The following is a 14,607-nucleotide window of genomic DNA, read 5'->3' as shown; positions in this document are numbered from 1 at the left end:
GGGACAGCTCGTGCAGCAGCATCCGGATCAGCTTAAACTGGAGGAAGAGCCCTATTTAAAAGGGACAGTCAACACAGTCATCTATCATAATGACACCAATTTATATACGGTTCTGAAAGTGAAAGTCACAGAGACCTCCGAAGCTATTGAAGATAAAGCCGTATCCGTGACGGGCTACTTCCCTGCGCTTCAAGAAGAAGAGACCTACACGTTTTACGGAAAGATCGTAACCCATCCAAAATTCGGGCTCCAATTTCAGGCGGAGCATTTCAAAAAGGAGATTCCGACGACTAAGGAAGGCATCATTCAATATTTATCGAGTGATTTGTTCGAGGGAATCGGCAAAAAAACAGCCGAGGAAATTGTGAAAAAGCTGGGCGACAGCGCTATTAATAAAATATTGGCTGACGCTTCAGTGCTTTATGACGTTCCGAAGCTGTCAAAAAAGAAAGCTGATACGCTGGCCGGCGCCTTGCAGCGTCATCAGGGACTGGAGCAAATCATGATTTCCCTGAATCAGTTTGGCTTCGGCCCTCAGCTGTCTATGAAAATCTACCAAGCCTATGAATCCGAGACGCTTGAAAAGATTCAGGAAAACCCTTATCAGCTTGTGAAAGATGTAGAAGGCATCGGATTTGGGAAAGCGGATGAGCTGGGCAGCAGAATGGGCCTTTCGGGTAATCACCCTGAGCGGGTAAAAGCCGCCATATTGTACACGCTTGAAACGACTTGTCTGTCAGAAGGGCATACGTACATAGAAACGGAGAAGCTGATTATTGACACCCAATCTCTGTTAAATCAATCAGCTCGGGAGGGGCAGCGCATCACTGAAATGGATGCCGCTAACGCGATTATTGCCCTTGGAGAAAATAAAGACATTGTCATAGAAGATGGCCGCTGTTATTTTCCATCGCTGTTTTACGCTGAACAAAATGTTGCTAAGCGAGTGAAACATATCGCAAGCCAAACTGAATATGATGACCAGTTTCCCGAATCAGAATTTCTGCTCGCTTTAGGAGAACTGGAAGAACGGATGAACGTTCAGTATGCCCCTAGCCAGAAGGAAGCGATTCAAAAAGCCCTTTCCTCACCGATGCTTCTTTTAACGGGGGGACCGGGAACAGGGAAAACGACGGTAATCAGAGGGATTGTCGAACTGTACGGAGAGCTTCACGGTGTGTCCCTCGACCCGTCAGCGTATAAAAAGGATGAAGCTTTTCCGGTTGTATTGGCCGCACCGACAGGAAGAGCGGCGAAACGGATGAGTGAATCAACGGGGCTTCCGGCAGTGACGATTCACAGGCTGCTCGGCTGGAACGGCGCTGAAGGATTTACCCATACAGAGGATGAGCCGATTGAAGGGAAGCTGTTAATAATCGATGAAGCCAGCATGCTTGATATATGGCTGGCGAACCATTTGTTCAAGGCGATCCCTGATCATATTCAAATCATCATTGTCGGTGACGAAGATCAGCTGCCTTCTGTCGGTCCGGGCCAAGTGCTGAGAGACCTTTTGGCATCCCAGGTGATACCGACTGTGAGACTGACAGACATCTACCGCCAGGCGGAGGGTTCATCGATTGTCGAGCTTGCCCACCAAATGAAAAATGGGTTGCTGCCAAACAATTTGACTGCCCCGACGAAGGACCGTTCCTTTATTCGCTGCGGAGGCTCGCAAATTAAAGAGGTAGTTGAGAAGGTTGTCGCCAATGCATTGAAAAAAGGCTATACGGCAAAGGACATTCAGGTTCTCGCCCCGATGTACAGAGGAAAAGCCGGGATCAATGAACTGAATGTGATGCTGCAGGATATTTTGAATCCTCCTAGAGAAAAACGGAGGGAAATAAAGTTCGGGGATGTTGTCTACAGAACCGGGGATAAAATTTTGCAGCTCGTCAATCAGCCGGAAAACAATGTGTTCAACGGAGACATTGGCGAAATTACATCGATATTTTATGCGAAGGAAAATACAGAAAAAGAAGATATGGCCGTCGTTTCTTTTGACGGCAATGAAATGACGTTTACGAAAAAAGATTTTAACCAGTTTACCCATGCGTATTGCTGCTCTATTCATAAATCGCAGGGAAGTGAATTTCCGATTGTGGTTTTGCCTGTTGTAAAAGGCTATTATAGAATGCTCAGAAGAAACCTTCTTTATACCGCTATTACAAGAGCAAAGAAATTTCTCATTTTATGCGGAGAAGAGGAGGCGCTGGAGTGGGGCGTGAAAAATAACGACGCAACTGTCAGACAGACTTCTTTGAAAAACAGGCTGTCATTACAGGTTGAGGAAATGGATGCTGAGCTTGAAGCTTTGCAAAAGGAGCTCCCATTCAGCGTACACGATGCCAATATTGGCATGGAAGGCATTACACCATTCGATTTTATGAAAGAAGAACAGCTGTAAAAAGGCTCCCGTGATAGCGGGAGTTGTTTTATTTGCGGTGGAAGTGATTTCATCGTATGAGTCAAAGGCGCAAAGCAAAACCTAAGCCTGTTCAACAAAAGGTGGTTGATCACACTTTGAGAACATGCCATGAAGTAGAAGGATTCCCAGTATACTCAGAACGAACTTCTTGTTATCTCGGGACAATATCCGATATTTGTTTTTCTCTTAAGGGAGATTGTCTTGGGTTTATTCTTGCACAAAAACGGTTTTTGCATCATCATCATGCGCTATTAAGGGCGTGTGATATCTCTTGTATTCTTGATGACCGCATATTGGCCTCGGTCAGTTCAGATCAGCTTTTGCCTCTTCCGAAATCATGCTTCACATACGAGCAGATGAAAATGAAGCTTGTGAAATCGCAAGAGGGAGATATATTGGGGATGCTGGAAGATGTATACTTTTGTCTGGACAGGGGCATAATCGTAGCATATGAACTCTCGGACGGTTTCTTTTCTGACCTGGCGGGAAGCAAGCGCCAGATCCAAAGAGCGGATTCGCTTGTCGAGGTGCGGAAAGACGAGATCGTTCTGAACGGATAGAGGTGTGAGATATGCTTATATGCCCGAACTGCAAAAGTAAGGATATCGGGAAAATCGGCGTGAACCAATATTATTGCTGGGGCTGTTTCATTGAACTGACAGTGGCGAAAGGGAAGATTGCAACTCATCAAGTGGAAGAAGACGGAACGTTAAGCAGCTTGGATGATTTGTTTTCTGAGGATGAACGCAGCATCAATTTTTAATCATGAAAGGAGATGCGCAGGATGAATCGGACGATGACTTCTCTTTTGGCATTGGGAGCCGGAGCTCTCGTGTACCGAATGGCGACTCAATCCGACATGCTGAATAATCGAAGCATGAAGCGGATGAGAAGAAGAATAACGAAAATGTTTTAATGCGAAAAAGGATACTCTCCGAAGAGTATCCTTTTCTATGTTTGCCGTGCCTCGAGGCGCCTGGCTGCGAGTGAAAGGCTGTAGTTGACTGCAAAATACATAAGTGCCGCAAGTAAAAAGATCGGGAAAAAATAACTGCCGTCTGCGCTTTGGCCGTTTAAAATCTGCGCGTTATGAATCAGTTCGGGCAGGGCGATCACTACAGCAAGCGATGTATCTTTTAATAAAGAAATAAACTGGCTTACGATTGGCGGAACCATGCGGCGAAGCGCTTGCGGCATGACAATGAAGAACAGGGCCTGTGTATAGCTCAGCCCGGAGGAGCGCGCCGCTTCAATTTGTCCTTTATCAATTGATTTCAGCCCGCTTCGGATAATTTCAGATAGCATAGCGGATTCGAAAATCGTTAATGCTGTAATTGCTGCAGCTGTAATTTCAAGCTTAATCCCGATTTCCGGAAGGGCAAAGAACGTAAAGAAAATAATTAATAGCAAGGGGAGGTTTCTGATCGTTTCAACGACAACCGCAATCAATTGAGAAAGAACGGGAACTTTCGCATAGCGCAGGGTGCCTGCGATTAAACCGAAGAAAAAGCTCAGAATGATGGAGATGAAAGCAACGTACAAGGTGACGAGAAAGCCATCCCATAAAAACGTTAAATGCTCTCGCGAATAAGCTCCGATAAAATCCAATGTATCTCACTCCTTATCAATAGCTTCTTTCCAGCCGTTTTTCCAAATAGTTAACACCGATGCTAAGCGGTATCGTCAGCACTAAGTAAAAAAGCGCCACAAAAATATAAACATCAAATACAACGAGTGTGCTCGAAGAGACCAAATCGGCCTGATACATAAGATCCAATCCGGCTACAACTCCGAGAATCGAAGAGTTTTTGACTAAGTTTAAAAATTGATTGCCCAATGGCGGAATAACGATTTTGATTGCCTGCGGCAAAATGATATGGAGCATGGCCTGGCTGTAGGTAAAGCCTGACGAACGCGCCGCTTCCATCTGTCCTATTGAAACAGATTGGATGCCTGCTCTGATGGCTTCTGCGATAAACGCAGAGGTATAAATGGTGAGTGCGACCGTTCCCGCTTGAAAACCGTCAAGCCTAAGGCCTGCGCTTGGAAGGCCGAAATAGAAAACAAAGGTAATTAAAAGAAGAGGGATGTTGCGGATAAATTCCACATATGCGGTCCCGAGCCATTGCAGCGGCTTAAAGACTGTAATTCTCATAACCGCAACAACAACGCCGAGAACAAAACTGCCGGCCAGCGCGATGATACTTGCGAGCAGAGTATGGTAAAAACCGTCCATATACATGCCGAAGTTATCGAAAAGAATTGATACATTCATCTGCCTATTCACTCCTTATCAAATCGGGATGAGCATCACCTGCTCATCCCGGGATGGTCGTTATTCAGCTGGGTCTTCTTTGATCCATTTTTTATAAATATCATCATATCTGCCATCTGACTTCATCTTTTTGAGTGAAGCGTTAATTTCCTTCGCGAGAGCAGATTGCCCTTTTTTTACGGCGATCCCGTAAGGCTCATCTGTAAAAGGCTCTCCTGTTAATTGATAATTTTTATTTTCGTCAGCCATCCCGTATAAAATCGCATTATCCGTTGTGAGGGCATCGCCTTGCCCTGATTTGAGCGCCGTAAAGGCTTCTGCGTAGTTTTCAAATTCTAAAACAGATGCTTCAGGCGCTTTTTCACGAATGTTTTGAGAGGAGGTGGAGCCTTTTACTGCAAGAACTTTTGAGCCTTTGCCAAGATCTTCAACACTCTTGATTTTGCTGCCTTTTTTCACGAGCAGCGATTGCCCAGCCTCGAAATAGACATCAGAAAAGTCAACTTCCTTTTTTCGTTCTTCAGTGATCGTCATTGTGGCGACAATAGCATCGATATCCCCGTTTTGCAGCATAGGAATCCTTGTTTTTGAGGTGACCTCTTTAAATTCAGCTTTTTTTTCGTCACCTAAAATGTCTTTAGCGATTTGCTTGGCAATATCGATATCGAAACCCTCAATCTCACCTGAGCTCGGGTTTTTAAGACCGAACAGTCTGGTGTCTGTTTTTACGCCGAAGACAATTTTGTCATTGTCTTTAATGGCGGCCAGCGTATCTTTTTTGCTTTCCTTTGAGGCTTCTCCGTTTGACCCCTTGCTGCCGCAAGCGGCAAGCAAGATGACAGCGAATAAAGAAATGAATGCTAAAGATAAAATCTTTTTCATACAAGTTCCCCCATTTCTGTTTTAATGATTTAAAATACGGCTTAAGAATAAGCGGGCCCGTTCTTCCTTCGGATTCGCGTAAAACTCAGCCGGTGCTGCTTCTTCTAAAATTTTTCCTCCGTCAATGAAGACAATGCGGTCGGCAACTTCTTTGGCAAACCCCATTTCGTGCGTCACGACAACCATTGTCATGCCTTCTTTCGTAAGTGTTTTCATGACATCAAGCACCTCGCCGATCATTTCGGGATCAAGTGCTGATGTCGGCTCGTCAAACAGCATGACCTCCGGCTTCATCGCAAGTCCTCTTGCGATGGCTACACGTTGCTGCTGTCCGCCAGAAAGCTGGGAAGGGTAGGCGTCAGCCTTGTCTGGGATGCCGACTTTTTCAAGGTAATAACGCGCCGTTTCCTTTGCTTGTTCAGGTGATTGTCCGAGCACTTTTACAGGCGCCAGCATGATATTTTGCAGCACTGTTTTATGCGGATATAAATGAAAGTGCTGAAATACCATCCCGATGTTCCGCCGCACTTTATTAATGTCAGTTTTTCTGTCGTTAATGACAGTGCCGTTTACTGTCAGCGTCCCCTTACTGATCGTCTCCAGCCTGTTGATGCATCTGAGCAATGTGCTTTTACCGGAGCCGGATGGGCCGATGATGACAACGACTTCGCCTTTTTCGATTTGAAGATTAATTTGCTTTAACACATGAAAATCTCCGTAATGCTTGTTTACATTTTGAAATGTGATCATCGCAATCCTCCTATCAAAACTTCAGACAAGTTGTTTGAAAATCACTACCTTTTAATGTAATCAAAAGTAATATAACCTTAAACGTCAAACTTTTCTGAAAATTTAATGTGAAAAAATGTTCATGACTTCTGACTGACTGAAGAAACATAAAGAATAATTCCTTATAAACCTCAAAAGATATAGAAGAGGTGAAAGCAGATGCTTCAAAAACCGGTGCAGCTTTTGTTATGGGTGGCAATTTGTTTGCTGGTCCTGTTAACAGTCTATGTCTTTTTTATGCTTGATATGTTATGGTCGCCCTTTTGGCTCGTTATAAAAACGATCTTTATCCCCTTGATTATTTCCATTTTTATTTCTTATTTATTACTTCCGGTCACGGAGTGGCTGCACAGCAAAGGATTGCCGAGGACTTTGAGCATCTTGGTGATTTATGTTCTTTTTTTTGGCGGACTTGGCTGGGCGCTGTATAAAGGGGTACCTGTTTTAATCGTGCAGCTGACGGATTTATCAGAAAATATACCTATGTTTGCCGAAACGTATAACGGGCTCCTTCTTCATGTGCATAACCATACTGATGACTGGCCTGACGGCATGCATCATCGTATAGACAAAATGATCCGCCAGACGGAGGCGTTTTTCGCGGGAACGATCGAGGGCGCAATCAGCGGAATCCGCAATGTGCTTGATTATTTCTTAATTGCGGCAACCATCCCTTTTCTCGTGTTTTATATGGTAAAGGATATTGAGTTGATGAAAAAAACAGTATGGTACTTGACTCCGAAGTCGTGGAGAAAGCGGGGCAGTGCCTTCTTGCGGGATGTGGATGACTCCCTTGGCGATTACATCCGCGGACAGCTTCTGGTCTGTTTGATTCTCGGCGTGATGGCGGGCATTACGTTCTGGATATTTGGGCTTCCATATCCGCTGATCTTGGGACTTATTTCTGGGATAACGAATGTCATACCATATTTCGGTCCTTTCATTGGAGCGGTTCCTGCGCTTTTGATTGCAATGACGATCTCAGTGAAAGCAATTCTTGTTGTGGTGATTACAGTATTTATTCTGCAGTTTATGGAAGGGAATATCCTCAGTCCGTTCATTGTGGGCAGAAGCCTTAAAATGCATCCTGTCGTCATCATGCTTGCGCTCCTTGCCGGGGGAGAGCTTGCGGGAATCGTCGGAATGATTCTGGCTGTTCCCGCGACGGCTGTTTTAAAAGTGATGATGATCCATTTTTTGCGGATGAGGACGGAGCATTGACATTGGCGTGCTGCTTGTCTATAATTTCTCGTAGAATACATACGAATCTCGAGTGACGGATCTGAGTACGCCGAAGCCCTGTTAAAGAGAGAAGCTCCGCAAGCTGAAAGGAGCTTTATCAGAAGATCGGAGGAAGCTAATCCTGAGTGCAGTTAATCACTGCCGCACATCCTGCGTTACAGGGTAAAAGGTGACGGGCGAATGATAATGTCCGTAATCAGGGTGGTACCGCGAGACAGCTCTCGTCCCTGTGTAAACGTGTGGTTTGCATAGGGGGAGGGCTTTTTTGCTGTCACTGAAGAGAATTTCGATTTTTATAGAGGAGGAAATACAATGAAACACTTAACTTCTGCGGAAGTGCGTCAAATGTTTTTGGATTTCTTTAAAGAAAAAGGACATGCGGTAGAGCCAAGCGCGTCATTAGTGCCTCATGAGGATCCTTCACTGCTTTGGATCAACAGCGGTGTTGCGACGCTGAAAAAATATTTTGACGGCCGTGTTGTTCCGGAAAATCCAAGAATCGTAAACGCTCAAAAAGCGATCAGAACAAACGATATAGAAAATGTAGGTAAAACTGCGCGCCATCACACATTCTTTGAAATGCTCGGAAACTTTTCCATCGGCGATTATTTCAAAGAAGAAGCCATTACATGGGCTTGGGAGTTTTTAACGAGTGACAAGTGGATTGGTTTCGACAAAGAGCTTCTCTCTGTTACGGTTCATCCTGAAGATGAAGAGGCGTATGAGTTCTGGGCGAAAAAAATCGGTATTCCTGAAGAAAGAATTATCCGTCTTGAAGGGAACTTCTGGGACATCGGTGAAGGGCCAAGCGGGCCGAACACGGAAATCTTCTACGACCGCGGTGAAGCATATGGTAATGATCCAGAAGATCCGGAGCTTTATCCTGGCGGAGAAAACGACCGTTACTTAGAAGTATGGAACCTTGTGTTCTCTGAGTTCAACCATAACCCTGACGGCACGTACACGCCGCTTCCGAAGAAAAACATTGATACGGGCATGGGACTTGAAAGAATGGTATCTGTCATCCAAAATGTTCCGACAAACTTTGATACCGATTTGTTTGTTCCGATCATCAAAGCAACAGAAACCATTTCTGGTGAAACATACGGCAAAGACAATGTGAAGGACACTGCGTTTAAAGTGATTGCCGACCACATCAGAACGGTTGCCTTTGCTGTCAGTGACGGGGCGCTTCCGTCAAATGAAGGCCGCGGCTATGTATTAAGACGCTTATTGCGCCGGGCCGTGCGTTATGCCAAAACGATCAACATCCATCGTCCGTTCATGTACGATTTAGTGCCGGTTGTCGCTGAAATCATGGCAGATTTCTATCCTGAAGTGAAAGAAAAAGCGGATTTCATCGCAAAAGTCATCAAAACCGAGGAAGAGCGCTTCCACGAAACACTTAATGAAGGGCTTGCCATCCTGTCAGAAATGATCAAAAAAGAAAAAGACAAGGGCAGCAGCGTTATTTCAGGTGCCGACGTATTTAAGTTGTACGACACGTATGGATTCCCAGTTGAGCTGACGGAAGAATACGCAGAAGACGAGAACATGACGGTTGACCATAAAGGCTTTGAAGAAGAAATGAACCAGCAGCGTGAACGGGCAAGAAACGCCCGCCAGGATGTCGGCAGCATGCAGGTGCAGGGCGGCGCATTGCGCGACGTGACCGATGAAAGCACATTTGTCGGCTATTCTCAAACAAAAGCTGATGCCAATGTCATTGTGCTTCTTCAGGACGGACAATTAATTGAAGAGGCTCACGAAGGAGAAAGCGTTCAAATTATTCTTGATGAAACCCCGTTCTATGCAGAAAGCGGCGGCCAAATCGGCGATAAAGGCTATCTCCGCAGCGAACAGGCAGTGGTGAGAATTAAAGATGTGCAAAAAGCGCCGAACGGCCAGCATGTACATGAGGGTGTTGTGGAGAGCGGCACTGTTCAAAAAGGCCTGCATGTTACTGCTGAAGTTGAAGACCATATGAGAAGCGGCGTCATTAAAAACCATACGGCAACGCATTTATTGCATCAGGCACTAAAAGACGTTCTTGGAACTCATGTCAATCAGGCAGGATCTCTTGTGACTGAAAACCGTCTTCGTTTTGACTTCTCGCACTTTGGCCAAGTGACAAAAGAAGAGCTTGAACAAATTGAAAGAATCGTAAACGAAAAGATCTGGGCGAGCATCCCGGTCAGCATTGATTTGAAACCGATCTCTGAAGCAAAAGAAATGGGCGCGATGGCTCTGTTCGGCGAAAAATACGGCGATATTGTCCGGGTCGTTCAAGTCGGAGATTACAGTTTAGAGCTGTGCGGCGGCTGCCATGTCAGAAACACAGCAGAAATCGGCCTGTTTAAAATCGTTTCTGAATCCGGAATCGGAGCAGGTACAAGACGGATTGAAGCTGTAACAGGACAAGGCGCTTACGTCGAAATGAACAGCCAGATCTCAGTATTGAAGCAGGCTGCTGACGAGCTGAAAACAAATATCAAAGAAGTGCCGAAACGGGTTGCGGCTCTGCAGACTGAACTGAAGGATGCACAAAGAGAAAATGAATCTCTTCTTGCGAAACTCGGCAATGTTGAAGCAGGAGCGATTCTGTCAAAAGTTAAAGAAGTTGACGGCGTGAGTGTGCTTGCGGAAAAAGTAAATGCGAAAGACATGAACCATCTCCGCACAATGGTGGATGAACTGAAAGCAAAGCTTGGCTCTGCGGTGATCGTGCTTGGTGCGGTACAAAATGATAAAGTCAATATCTCTGCCGGAGTCACAAAGGATCTCATTGAGAAGGGCCTTCATGCCGGCAAGCTGGTCAAACAAGCTGCGGAAGTTTGCGGCGGAGGCGGCGGAGGCCGTCCGGATATGGCGCAGGCAGGCGGCAAACAGCCGGAAAAATTAGAAGAAGCTTTGGCTTCTGTAGAAGATTGGGTAAAATCCGTTTTATAATTTGCCCATGTAGTGTAGAATGATGGTAAGATTAGGACCCCAGGCTGAACTTTGCCTGCGAATTTGGGAAAGAGGTGCAAAACGGTGAGCTCGTTTGATAAAACGATGAAATTTAATTTCTCCGATGATTCTGCTGAGACTAACGTAAATGAGGTGCTGATTACAGTGTATGACGCGCTTCAGGAAAAGGGCTACAATCCAATCAATCAGATTGTCGGATACTTGCTGTCAGGTGATCCCGCTTATATTCCTAGGCATCGTGACGCTCGCAATTTAATTCGCAAACTTGAAAGAGACGAATTAATCGAGGAATTGGTAAAGTCTTATTTAGAACAGCATAAAGAGGCGTAAATAAAGAATGAGAATATTAGGACTCGATTTAGGAACCAAAACACTCGGTGTTGCTCTGAGCGATGAAATGGGCTGGACTGCTCAAGGCATTGAGACCATAAAGATAAATGAAGCGGAAGGCGATTATGGTTTATCCCGTTTATCTGAACTGATAAAGGACCATACTATAGATAAAATCGTGCTCGGCTTTCCTAAGAACATGAACGGAACAGTCGGGCCGAGAGGCGAAGCCAGCCAAACATTTGCGAAAGTGCTTGAAACAACGTACAATGTTCCTGTTGTGCTGTGGGACGAGCGTCTTACCACAATGGCGGCTGAAAAAATGCTGATTGCCGCTGATGTCAGCAGGCAAAAACGAAAAAAAGTCATTGATAAAATGGCGGCTGTTATGATATTGCAAGGATATCTCGACAGCTTAAATTAAAGCCAGAGGTGAAGAAAATGGAACACGGCGAAAAAAATATTACAATTGTTGACGATCAAGGAAATGAACAGCTTTGTGAAGTGCTGTTTACATTTGAAAACGAAGAGTTTGACAAGTCTTATGTGTTGTACTACCCAATTGAAACAAAAGATGACGAAGAAGTAGAAATTCTTGCTTCCAGCTTCACGCCAAACGAAGACGGTGAAAACGGTGAGCTATTCCCGATCGAAACTGATGAGGAATGGGATATGATCGAAGAAACACTAAACACATTCTTAGCGGACGAAGACGAAGAATAAAACACCGCGCCAAAGCCGGAGCCATACTGCTCCGGCTTTTTTTCTGCTGTATGAAGGCCTCTTTCACCCTTTTTTTGTAATAAATTGCCGAAATACAATGAATCATGTAGTATAAGAGCTGATGGGAGGAGACCTAATGTATATCAATCAGCAAAAAAAATCATTTTTAAATAAAAAAAGAATCATACTGTCTTCCATTATTGTGCTGCTTCTCATCGTTGGCGGGGCATTTTTATATGGGAAATCATTGCTTGAACCTGTTGAGGAAAACAGTAAAACGACAGTTAATATTAACATTCCGAGCGGATCGTCTGTTTCGGCCATCGCATCGATATTGAAGAAAAACGATGTCATAAAAAGCGAGAAGGCATTTCAGTATTATGTGAAATATAAAGGTGCTTCCGGGTTTCAGGCGGGATTCTATCACCTGAATAAAGGAATGGATTTAGATGCCATTATTCATAAGCTGACAAGCGGGGCTACAGGCTACGCCTTTCAAATCACGGTAACTGAGGGAGAACAGCTGACACAAATTGCAGCCGCTATTGCTGATGAAACGAAATACTCTAAAAAACAAGTCATAGCGAAGCTGGACGATGAAACATTTATCAATCAGCTCAAGAAAGAATTTCCGGACACTGTTACAAACGATGTTTTCAATAAAAACATTAAGCATCCGCTGGAAGGGTACCTATTCCCGGCTACATACCCTTTTAACGATCCGGATACATCACTTGAAGACATTATTACTGCAATGGTCAAACAGACAAACTCTTATGTGGAAACTTATAAAGCAGAAATGAAGAAAAATAAACTTTCTGTGCATAAGCTGCTGACAATGGCTTCTTTAATTGAAGAAGAAGCAACTGAAAAAGCCGATCGCCATAAAATTGCGAGCGTCTTTTATAACCGCCTGAAAGAGAAAATGCCGCTTCAAACAGATCCTACCGTGCTATACGCGGCAGGCAAGCATAAAGACCGGGTTCTTTATAAGGATCTGGAAATCGAATCACCGTACAATACGTATAAAAACACGGGACTGACGCCAGGGCCGATTGCCAATGCCGGCATGTCGTCATGGGAAGCGGCGCTGCATCCGGATAAAACAGACTATCTGTACTTCTTGGCCAAATCAAATGGTGAGGTTGTATTTACAAAAACGCTAAAAGAGCATAATAAAGCAAAAGAAAAATACATTTCCTCAAAAAATGAGAAATAAAAGGAGAGCAAAAAGCTCTCCTTTTGTTCGCTTTCCGCAAGGTTTTATGATAAAATATATCGGGTTGTTTACCGATGTATCATGATGTATTCAGAGAGTGTCCTGTGTAAAAGACTGGGGCACTCCTTTTTAGAACGGGAGGCTGTTTGTTGTGACTGACCGCTATGAACAAATAAATGACTATATAGAAGCATTATTGAAGCCTCGGCCGGAAAACGTGAAGAAGCTTGAAGCATATGCAGAAGAACATCATGTCCCGATCATGGAAAAAGCGGGCATGGAGGTGCTGCTTCAAATTTTGTCTGTGAAACAGCCGAAAAAAATACTAGAAATCGGAACGGCCATTGGTTATTCCGCCATTCGAATGGCGCTGGAGCTGCCGTCTGCTGAAATATATACAATTGAACGCAATGAGAAACGGCATGAAGAAGCGGTAAACAATATCAAGGAGTTTCAGCTTGATGACCGGATTCATGTTTTTTACGGAGACGCGCTTGAATTAGCCGACGCCGTTCATGTGACCGCGCCTTACGATGTCATTTTTATTGACGCTGCAAAAGGTCAGTATCAAAACTTTTTTCATTTATATGAACCGATGCTTTCACCGGACGGGGTGATTATAACAGACAACGTGCTGTTTAAAGGTCTGGTGGCAGAGGATTACAGCAAAATAGAACCGAAAAGAAGGCGCAGGCTGATAACAAAAATTGATGAATATAATCATTGGCTGATGAATCATCCGGATTATCAAACTGCGATTATTCCTGTCGGGGACGGACTTGCGATTAGTAAAAAGAAGAGGTGAACGTCATGAAAAAACCAGAGCTCTTAGTGACGCCGACGAGTACAGCGGACATTTTGCCGCTGATACAGGCGGGGGCAACTGCGTTTTTAGTTGGAGAACAGAGATACGGCTTGAGATTAGCCGGAGAATTTTCTCGTGAAGATGTAACAAAAGCTGTAGAGATCGCTCACAAAGAAGGGGCAAAAGTATACGTTGCTGTAAATGCAATTTTCCATAACGATAAAGTGGGAGAGCTTGGCGAATATCTGGCTTTCTTAGCGGAAACCGGTGTCGATGCAGCGGTATTCGGCGATCCTGCCGTGCTTATGGCTGCCCGTGAATCTGCGCCTGACCTGAAGCTTCATTGGAGCACAGAAACTACAGGCACCAACTACTATACATGCAATTACTGGGGACGCAAAGGCGCGGCACGTTCTGTGCTTGCCAGAGAGTTGAATATGGACAGCATTGTGGAGATTAAAGAAAACGCTGAAGTCGAAATTGAAATCCACGTGCATGGAATGACATGTATGTTCCAATCGAAGCGTTCTTTGATTGGAAACTATTTTGAATACCAAGGCAAAGTCATGGACATTGAAGGAAAGAAAAAAGAATCGGGCATGTTTTTGCACGATAAAGAACGTGATAACAAATATCCGATTTTCGAAGATGAAAACGGCACGCACATCATGAGCCCGAACGATGTGTGCATCATTGATGAGCTAGAAGAATTAATAGATGCAGGCATTGATTCTTTCAAAATCGACGGTGTCCTGAAAACGCCTGAATACCTAATAGAAGTCACCAAAATGTACAGAGAAGCCATTGATCTGTGTGTGGAAAACCGTGACGAATACGAAGCGAAAAAAGAAGACTGGATTGAACGCATTGAAAGCATCCAGCCAGTTAACAGAAAAATCGATACCGGATTCTTCTTCAAAGAAACGGTTTATTAATCAAAAGGA

The 14,607-nt window shown here is 44.5% G+C and carries 16 protein-coding genes; 12 read left to right on the top strand and 4 right to left on the bottom strand.

Annotated elements, in window-relative coordinates; all coding sequences use genetic code 11:
* The first annotated feature begins 10 nt into the window (after positions 1 to 10).
* From recD2 to BSI_RS14585, 4 genes are read left to right on the top strand one after another with little or no spacing between them, the layout of a single operon-like run.
* Positions 11 to 2,407: an SF1B family DNA helicase RecD2 gene (recD2, locus tag BSI_RS14570; RefSeq protein ID WP_003237483.1), complete on the top strand. Its 2,397-nt coding sequence runs from the start codon at positions 11 to 13 to the stop codon at positions 2,405 to 2,407.
* A gap of 56 nt (positions 2,408 to 2,463) precedes the next feature.
* Entirely contained in the window at positions 2,464 to 2,988 is a 525-nt protein-coding gene (locus BSI_RS14575; protein ID WP_080030797.1) for a PRC-barrel domain-containing protein, read from the top strand.
* Between the two features lie 11 nt (positions 2,989 to 2,999).
* Positions 3,000 to 3,191, top strand: a complete 192-nt coding sequence (locus tag BSI_RS14580) for a YrzR-like zinc ribbon domain (protein ID WP_003225893.1) — start codon at positions 3,000 to 3,002, stop codon at positions 3,189 to 3,191.
* 21 nt (positions 3,192 to 3,212) lie between these two features.
* Positions 3,213 to 3,344, top strand: a complete 132-nt coding sequence (locus BSI_RS14585) for a YrzQ family protein (RefSeq protein ID WP_003225895.1) — start codon at positions 3,213 to 3,215, stop codon at positions 3,342 to 3,344.
* 35 nt (positions 3,345 to 3,379) lie between these two features.
* Here BSI_RS14585 and BSI_RS14590 read toward each other — a convergent pair whose 3' ends face one another.
* From BSI_RS14590 to BSI_RS14605, 4 genes are read right to left on the bottom strand one after another with little or no spacing between them, the layout of a single operon-like run.
* Entirely contained in the window at positions 3,380 to 4,036 is a 657-nt protein-coding gene (locus tag BSI_RS14590; protein ID WP_003237481.1) for an amino acid ABC transporter permease, read from the bottom strand.
* 16 nt (positions 4,037 to 4,052) lie between these two features.
* Positions 4,053 to 4,703: an amino acid ABC transporter permease gene (locus tag BSI_RS14595; protein WP_003237480.1), complete on the bottom strand. Its 651-nt coding sequence runs from the start codon at positions 4,701 to 4,703 to the stop codon at positions 4,053 to 4,055.
* 60 nt (positions 4,704 to 4,763) lie between these two features.
* Positions 4,764 to 5,585 (bottom strand): glutamine ABC transporter substrate-binding protein GlnH, encoded by an 822-nt coding sequence (gene glnH / locus BSI_RS14600; RefSeq protein ID WP_003237479.1) that lies wholly within the window; start codon positions 5,583 to 5,585, stop codon positions 4,764 to 4,766.
* Between the two features lie 21 nt (positions 5,586 to 5,606).
* Positions 5,607 to 6,335: an amino acid ABC transporter ATP-binding protein gene (locus tag BSI_RS14605; protein WP_003237478.1), complete on the bottom strand. Its 729-nt coding sequence runs from the start codon at positions 6,333 to 6,335 to the stop codon at positions 5,607 to 5,609.
* Positions 6,336 to 6,533: 198 nt separating this feature from the next.
* On the opposite strand from BSI_RS14605, the gene BSI_RS14610 reads away from it, so the two are divergent.
* The 8 genes from BSI_RS14610 to BSI_RS14645 all read left to right on the top strand — a co-directional run bounded on the left by BSI_RS14610 (position 6,534) and on the right by BSI_RS14645 (position 14,598).
* A complete protein-coding gene (locus tag BSI_RS14610) occupies positions 6,534 to 7,595 on the top strand; it encodes an AI-2E family transporter (protein WP_003237476.1) in 1,062 nt (353 codons plus the stop codon).
* Positions 7,596 to 7,928: 333 nt separating this feature from the next.
* Entirely contained in the window at positions 7,929 to 10,565 is a 2,637-nt protein-coding gene (gene alaS / locus BSI_RS14615; protein ID WP_003237474.1) for an alanine--tRNA ligase, read from the top strand.
* Between the two features lie 84 nt (positions 10,566 to 10,649).
* Positions 10,650 to 10,916 (top strand): IreB family regulatory phosphoprotein, encoded by a 267-nt coding sequence (locus tag BSI_RS14620; protein WP_003225903.1) that lies wholly within the window; start codon positions 10,650 to 10,652, stop codon positions 10,914 to 10,916.
* 7 nt (positions 10,917 to 10,923) lie between these two features.
* Positions 10,924 to 11,340: a Holliday junction resolvase RuvX gene (ruvX, locus tag BSI_RS14625; protein ID WP_003237472.1), complete on the top strand. Its 417-nt coding sequence runs from the start codon at positions 10,924 to 10,926 to the stop codon at positions 11,338 to 11,340.
* Positions 11,341 to 11,357: 17 nt separating this feature from the next.
* Complete coding sequence (locus BSI_RS14630) at positions 11,358 to 11,639, top strand: DUF1292 domain-containing protein (protein ID WP_003237470.1); 282 nt, start codon at positions 11,358 to 11,360, stop codon at positions 11,637 to 11,639.
* A 136-nt stretch (positions 11,640 to 11,775) separates the two neighbouring features.
* The gene (gene mltG / locus BSI_RS14635) at positions 11,776 to 12,858 is read left to right on the top strand and encodes an endolytic transglycosylase MltG (RefSeq protein ID WP_003237469.1); all 1,083 of its coding nucleotides are present in this window, start codon (positions 11,776 to 11,778) and stop codon (positions 12,856 to 12,858) included.
* A gap of 151 nt (positions 12,859 to 13,009) precedes the next feature.
* On the top strand, positions 13,010 to 13,663 hold the full coding sequence (locus BSI_RS14640) for an O-methyltransferase (protein WP_003237467.1): 654 nt from the start codon (positions 13,010 to 13,012) through the stop codon (positions 13,661 to 13,663).
* Positions 13,664 to 13,668: 5 nt separating this feature from the next.
* Positions 13,669 to 14,598 carry a peptidase U32 family protein gene (locus tag BSI_RS14645; RefSeq protein ID WP_003237465.1) on the top strand — a complete coding sequence of 310 codons (930 nt, stop codon included), beginning with the start codon at positions 13,669 to 13,671 and terminating at the stop codon, positions 14,596 to 14,598.
* The last annotated feature ends 9 nt before the right edge of the window (positions 14,599 to 14,607 follow it).

Source organism: Bacillus inaquosorum KCTC 13429 (assembly GCF_000332645.1).
Classification (GTDB): Bacteria; Bacillota; Bacilli; order Bacillales; family Bacillaceae; genus Bacillus; species Bacillus inaquosorum.
The sequence above is the reverse complement of the archived record's forward strand: the minus strand, read 5'-3'. Positions and strand labels throughout refer to the sequence as shown.

Bases quoted from the DNA above. Each gene is read 5' to 3' on its own strand.
- ruvX (WP_003237472.1), top strand. From the start codon at position 10,924: ATGAGAATATTAGGACTCGATTTAGGAACCAAAACACTCGGTGTTGCT.
- mltG (WP_003237469.1), top strand. From the start codon at position 11,776: ATGTATATCAATCAGCAAAAAAAATCATTTTTAAATAAAAAAAGAATC.
- BSI_RS14630 (WP_003237470.1), top strand. From the start codon at position 11,358: ATGGAACACGGCGAAAAAAATATTACAATTGTTGACGATCAAGGAAAT.
- BSI_RS14645 (WP_003237465.1), top strand. From the start codon at position 13,669: ATGAAAAAACCAGAGCTCTTAGTGACGCCGACGAGTACAGCGGACATT.
- BSI_RS14595 (WP_003237480.1), bottom strand. From the start codon at position 4,703: ATGAATGTATCAATTCTTTTCGATAACTTCGGCATGTATATGGACGGT.
- BSI_RS14585 (WP_003225895.1), top strand. From the start codon at position 3,213: ATGAATCGGACGATGACTTCTCTTTTGGCATTGGGAGCCGGAGCTCTC.
- BSI_RS14610 (WP_003237476.1), top strand. From the start codon at position 6,534: ATGCTTCAAAAACCGGTGCAGCTTTTGTTATGGGTGGCAATTTGTTTG.
- BSI_RS14575 (WP_080030797.1), top strand. From the start codon at position 2,464: ATGAGTCAAAGGCGCAAAGCAAAACCTAAGCCTGTTCAACAAAAGGTG.
- BSI_RS14580 (WP_003225893.1), top strand. From the start codon at position 3,000: ATGCTTATATGCCCGAACTGCAAAAGTAAGGATATCGGGAAAATCGGC.
- alaS (WP_003237474.1), top strand. From the start codon at position 7,929: ATGAAACACTTAACTTCTGCGGAAGTGCGTCAAATGTTTTTGGATTTC.
- BSI_RS14605 (WP_003237478.1), bottom strand. From the start codon at position 6,335: ATGATCACATTTCAAAATGTAAACAAGCATTACGGAGATTTTCATGTG.
- glnH (WP_003237479.1), bottom strand. From the start codon at position 5,585: ATGAAAAAGATTTTATCTTTAGCATTCATTTCTTTATTCGCTGTCATC.